This is a genomic window from Antarcticirhabdus aurantiaca (genome assembly GCF_009765365.1).
GTDB lineage: Bacteria > Pseudomonadota > Alphaproteobacteria > Rhizobiales > Rhizobiaceae > Antarcticirhabdus > Antarcticirhabdus aurantiaca.
Window position 1 is genome coordinate 1 of sequence record NZ_VTOM01000049.1, and the last position, 5,717, is coordinate 5,717.

A 5,717-nucleotide genomic window follows, 5' to 3' on the forward strand; every position below is an offset into this window, starting at 1 on the left:
CGCATCGCCGAGCGCGTCGAGAAGGACCCGCTCTATCCCGGCATCATCTTCGCCCAGCGTCCGGCCCCGGAGGCCACCGGCGCCGACGCCGTGTCGCTCGCCGCGCGCCAGATGGCCGAGACGCTCGCCGTTTCGGTGATCGTGACCTACACGGCAACCGGCACGTCGGGCCTTCGCACGGCGCGCGAGCGCCCGCAGATTCCGATCCTGGCGCTTTCGCCGGTTCTGGCCACGGCACGACGCCTGAGCCTCGTCTGGGGTCTCGACTGCGTCGTGACGGAGGATGCGCACAGCCTCGACGACATGGTCGACAGGGCCTGCCGCATCGCCGTCGAGAAGCGCTATGCCCGCGCGGGCGAGCGCCTGATCGTCACGGCGGGTGTGCCGCTGAGAACGCCGGGCGCCACCAACATGCTGCGCATCGCCTACATCGGCTCCGATGGGCTTTCAGCGGTCTAGCCGCTGTCTGGGGGTGAAGGACCTGCTGTCGGTGCCGATCGCCTGGCAAGCGATGACCTGGGCATTCTGTGATATCAATCTCGGTGACGGGGCTCAGGTTACAGCACAGACGTCCGAGCCAGCATATCTGGACCCGGATACGCCAAATCGCCAACCGGGCGTAAGCGCCTTCGCTTTAGGGGTTTTCTGATGAAGTTTGAGGATCAGAGCAATGCTCATATCCCTCCAGAACTGGAGCCCATCGCTCCAGCAACATCTCATAGCTGATGCGAAATACATGCCTATTTTGACCTCGGCAGAGGTCCGAAATGTCGATTAGTTCAAGATTGAATTCCCGGGCTTGCGGCAAGTCGGTCTCATCATACCCGAAGCATGCTAGGAATTCTCTCATTTCTGCAGGATATGAGAGCGTCCAAGCAGGCACCGCGACTTCAGGGCGATCTCTCACTCGATCCATCATGGTGCATTTCTCCATCTTATTAGACTAAATAACAAAGCAACATACAAACGGGTCGACACTTGCAGAAGGGTTTGGTGTGTCGTCTGCTCTCGCCATCTAAATCTTGCGATATCCGCGTTCTTTTCCCTCAGAGTTCGGATCTGGCGCGGGGCAAGATGATCAAGCTCTCGTCGGTGTCGAGCCGTCCGTTCAGCGGTGCTTTGAGGACATACCGAAGGACACGCTCGTGGTCGGCAGCGTCAGCGATGAGACGGACGTCTAGGCGGTCGATCTCGCGACCGCGGTAGATGGCGGCGTTTCTATCAATATGGACTTCTACCGATCCAGTTAGGCGCGACAATGGGGGGATGACGAGAACGGCATGAGCATGCAGTCCCCCGTTTACGGTCCAGTTTCTAAGTGAGGTCTTCGTCTGCTTATGTACTGGTACATCTAACGAGCCAATGAGGAGTGGCAGATAATCGATACTGCATGACGAACGTGGTCTCCGAACAATTCTAGTCAGAATCTTCGAATAGAAGCCGCTCACTCCTGCTAACATCCTATTCCGCACTGACGCCGTTGGACCAGGTATTCGCTTGAACGTGAAAGTAACGAGACACGCTGTCCATCCTTGACTAATCCGGCTAGTGACCAGTTCGGCGTAAGCGTCCGTGATCGACCCTGTAAGTGAACTTCGGTATGGAATGGGATCTTCGGTTAGGTTGGTGATGTTGTTTTCTCCTTTCAATACCTTAAGGTAAAGGATCTCCATATGCCGACCCAGGTGGTCGTCATCGGTGCAGGTTTACAAGCGGACGATCTTGACACGGTGGCGATCCACACGGGCGAGCTCGACCGCTACTTAGCGGCGAACATGACGATCATCGTGTGGAAGCAGAGGGCTGAGGCAGCAACGTTACTGGAGCGGCCAGTTTCCCTTCTGGTTAGATATCGGAGGTCGACCTCCGTTTCCGTCCGAGTTTATTTAACACCCACGCATCTAAGTCGCGAGGGTCATATAAGGGGTAGCGCCCTGCCTTGAAGAACGGCGGCCCTTCGCTGCTCACTGAACTGAGCTTTGCCAACGTCGCTACAGCGAGGGGGACGCCCCATCTGTCTCGAACATAAGCAGCGGCCTCATTCCGGCGAAGGAGTCGTGGTATTGGCTCTGACATGAACAGCACCATCGCCCGCTTCGGCAGCGAGGGAAAGATGAATTTAGTGCAGAATTCCAGGCACTTTTCGATGAGCGTTTTCTCTGCCCGTCCGGCCGACAAGCAGGTTCAGGGCTTTTGTCGCAGCGTCTTGATTATTTCCGATGGTGAAGCCGGACGCCTTCATCAGAGTGGCAAGAAATGCGATCCAGTCTTGGCCAGGTGCATGCACTTCCCTTTTGCTCGCCGTGAGGCGCTTGTCACATATCGCCAGAACCCTCTTCAGACGCGCAAGAAAACAGCGCTCAAGATCATTTTTCGGTCCTGGCTTCTCTCGTGGAAGTCGCCGAATAGAGGCCATTATCAGCTCTAAGAGATCATTATCTGGTACGTCGTCCGACAAGATGCGCTCTATTTCCGGACCAAGCGCACCCAAGATGGTAAAATCCTTCCGCGCTGACTTCAATAACTTCTCACGTCGCCCCCTCCTCAGCTTGCATATGCGAGCGAGCGCCTTTCTTGCGTGGCCATTTGACGATGAATATTGCGCGTCACGTAATTCCCACCTCATATCGGTGATCAACAATTCGAAGAGCAAGCGCCGCTCATCTGGTAACCCGCCAGCCATGAACTGGCACCGCCTCCAATCGTCATCTGTGAGATAGTCGATGACGATCCGCTTTTCCTCTGAAAGGCTTCTCATGCGGGTGAGCAGCTGCGCTTGGCGGCATGCCCGTGCCGCCCAAAGATCGGCTTTCAACGTTTCGTGCATGTCCCATTCCACTACAACATCTGATTGAAGGTACCGACTATTCCCTAGAAGATGTATGTTCGACCCATCCCTTACGAAAGTCATTCCGCCTCACATATGGACCCAGGCAAGGTTGGTTGCGTCGTTCTCACAGAGTTGACCCTCTGACGCACCCCACGATTGGATCACAGCGGCGGCGCATGGGTGAGCGCGGGCACGGACGTTTGCGAGCCCTTCCGGTCGCGGCAGCTTGCTGAGAAAGGGACGCAGCGGCGCGACGGATGCTCGTCACCGCAGTCGTTGTACGGAATGGCCCGGGGGAATGCGAAGCGATCTCCGGGCATCAAATGCCATAACCTGTGTGGCGCTTATGAGATGTTGAGCGACGAGCAATGGTCTGCGCTGGATCGGCGGATCGAGGCCTGCCGCTCGCACGCAAGGTGCCGAGCCCGCACAACCGGCGCACCATCGAGGCGATCCTCTGGCGTCACCAGAACGGGGCCAAATGGCATTCGCTTCCCGCCGAGATCGGTCCCTGGCGGATGGCGGCCCAGACCTTCATCCGCTGGGCGCGGCTCGGCGTCTGGCAGAAGCTGCTGTCGCTGGTCCACGAGTGGAGCGTCAGGCTCGGCATGATGTTCCTGGACGGGACCAACATCCGAGCACACCAGAAGGCCGCGGGAGCCAGTCGAAAGGAGGGAGATCTGCAAAAGAGCGAGACGGACGTTAGGCGCTTGGCCGCTTTCGTGGCGGCTGTAGCACCAAGGCCTAAGTGATGGCCGATGGCGCAGGGTATGCCATCGCCTTCCGCCTGGCTCCTGGACAGGCCCACGAACTGTCGCACGCCGTTCCGCTCATGGTCTATCTGCCGGGTGTCCCGAAGTGGGTTGTGGCCGATCGCGGCTACACCAGCCAAGCCTTCCGTCAGCACATCTGGGACATGGGCGGGCGGCGACGATCCCGCCGTTGCGCCATGAGGCGTCGGTCGCCTGCCCGGATTGGATCTACAACAACCGCAATCAGGTCGAGCGTCTCTGGGCGCGGGTGAAGGAGCGGCGCGCCGTCGCCACCCGCTACGAGAAGGAAGACTGCCGCCAGCTTCCTCGGCGTCCTCTGTTTCGCAGCCGCGCTCGATTGGATCAGGCGCTAACAGACGATAGCCGCGCTTCGCTGAAGAGGCGTGGATCGGGCCGAGTGGCGAACAGGTCGTGTTTGTCGCTACGGGGCAAGCTTGCACACGAGCCTCGCAACGAGCGCTGCGCTTCGTTGAAGTTGCACCGGAGGCCTCTAACGTCCCTAAGCCGATAGAGAGAGCAAGGAAGCTTGGGTCCTCGTGCTACCCCGGTGCTGCCCAACACACATCCACCCACGCGACGCCGAGCGCATCAGCGCCTCTAAACCATTGGCATAAAATAGGAAAAAGTGGTCGGAGTGAAAGGATTCGAACCTTCGACCCCCTGAACCCCATTCAGGTGCGCTACCAGGCTGCGCTACACTCCGACTGGTTCGGAGCCTTAGCCTCATAGGGTTTTGGGCGCAAGCGGGAAAACGAGCCCTCGGGCACAAAGTCGGAACAGGAAGGCCGAGAGGACGCAGCGTGGGAGAAGACTCCCACGGAAAGTCCCGCGCGATGTTCCCGGCTCGTTCAGGGTCGCGAAGGGCTGGCTGATGGTCGCCCTCCATATCCTCCAGCACGCCCTCGGCGTTGACGAGTTCGGCCGCGGGCGCCGCACTCGCTCCCACTTCGTGACCGGGTCTGGCTGCGCCGATCATGCTGCCTGCCTTTCACTCGTTGAGAAGGGGCTGATGACCAGGCGCGCTGGCAACAGCCCGCCCTTCGGTGGATCCCCGGCTTCCCGTCCGGCTTGAGCTCGGCCATCTCGCGCAAGGACGTCGGCATCCATGCGTGGGTCGCGCAGCGCATCGACAAGGTGCCGCCGGTTCGCCTGGATCTCCGACAGCATGGCGCCCATGTAGCGCGCCTCATAGGCGAGGTTCAGCGCGGCGACGGAGTTGCGTCCGCCCTCAATCCCGCGCTGTGTTCCCTCTATAACGGCGAGAAGCGCGGCGCGCGGCGTCATGCCCGCGCTGATGAAACCCTGAACCGTCTGGTCGAGCCGATCGCGGATCAGGATGTTCAGGGCGGCGTGGCGCTTCTGGAGCGCGGCAGCGACGCGGGTGCGCTCGACCTCGGCATCGGCGAAGCGCCGCAGCTTCTCGGCCATGTTCGTGATGTCGCCGGAGGCCTGGAGCTTGGCCTTGTGGTCGACGACGCGCTGGAAGGCGGCCTCCACCTCCTCGCGGGTCAGCCGCTCCCCGGAGGCGGCGTTGGCAGCTGCAAAGCAGTCGGCATCCGGGATGTGTCGGCATCCGGGATGTATCGCGTCGCCATCAGATCAGGCACCCCACGGCCGCTTTCAGCGCCTCGCCATAGGCGGTCGCATCTTGGAAGGTCCCGTCGGCAGCGACGAGCTCGTCTTCGTCTGTGTCGGTTGGCCGGCCTTCAGCCCGCACCTGATCGACTTCGGCCTGTTCGAGGAACGTACCGGCCTCGGCATCGACGCGGTTCTGTTCGGCGACGGCGCGCATGTCCTGCGGTTTGGCGACGAAGGCCTCGGCCTCGGCGCGCGCTTCGGGAACAGGGTCCGGCCGTGGCGGCGAGTTGTCGACGGGCAAGCGAGCCGCTATATTGCGTCTAGCCGGCCGCCTCTGCCCGGCTCCGGGGTCACCGATTGTAAGGCCCCCGGCAGTATCCTCCGTGCGGTAGAAACCCGGCGGGTGGGCTTGGTCTGCCCCCTGAAAAGTGGCCCTCCCTGAAGTAGGCTTTTGAGCCTTTGGAGGATGCCGAGAATGCCGAGGAAGAAGCCGAGCCCGGAAGAGATCGTCGCCAAGCTGCGACAGGTGGACGTTC

Annotated in this window: 4 protein-coding genes, 1 tRNA gene and 1 pseudogene; 2 read left to right on the forward strand and 4 right to left on the reverse strand. The window is 60.6% G+C overall.

Annotated elements, in window-relative coordinates:
• On the forward strand, nt 1-459 hold a 459-nt coding region (locus tag FZN60_RS28390; protein WP_304505927.1), incomplete at its 5' end, for a pyruvate kinase alpha/beta domain-containing protein.
• 1,660 nt (nt 460-2,119) lie between these two features.
• On the opposite strand, the gene FZN60_RS28395 is transcribed toward FZN60_RS28390, so the two are convergent.
• Nucleotides 2,120-2,827, reverse strand: a complete 708-nt coding sequence (locus FZN60_RS28395; RefSeq protein WP_158877752.1) for a hypothetical protein — start codon at nt 2,825-2,827, stop codon at nt 2,120-2,122.
• A 354-nt stretch (nt 2,828-3,181) separates the two neighbouring features.
• Between FZN60_RS28395 and FZN60_RS28400 the strand changes: the two are divergent.
• A pseudogene (locus FZN60_RS28400) lies at nt 3,182-3,956 on the forward strand (IS5 family transposase).
• A 273-nt stretch (nt 3,957-4,229) separates the two neighbouring features.
• Here the strand turns inward: FZN60_RS28400 and FZN60_RS28405 are convergent.
• The 3 genes from FZN60_RS28405 to FZN60_RS28415 form a co-directional block, all read right to left on the reverse strand.
• Nucleotides 4,230-4,306, reverse strand: a tRNA-Pro gene (locus tag FZN60_RS28405).
• Between the two features lie 269 nt (nt 4,307-4,575).
• Nucleotides 4,576-5,031 carry a hypothetical protein gene (locus FZN60_RS28410; protein WP_158877754.1) on the reverse strand — a complete coding sequence of 152 codons (456 nt, stop codon included), beginning with the start codon at nt 5,029-5,031 and terminating at the stop codon, nt 4,576-4,578.
• A gap of 166 nt (nt 5,032-5,197) precedes the next feature.
• A complete protein-coding gene (locus FZN60_RS28415; protein WP_158877756.1) occupies nt 5,198-5,482 on the reverse strand; it encodes a hypothetical protein in 285 nt (94 codons plus the stop codon).
• Nucleotides 5,483-5,717: the final 235 nt, after the last annotated feature.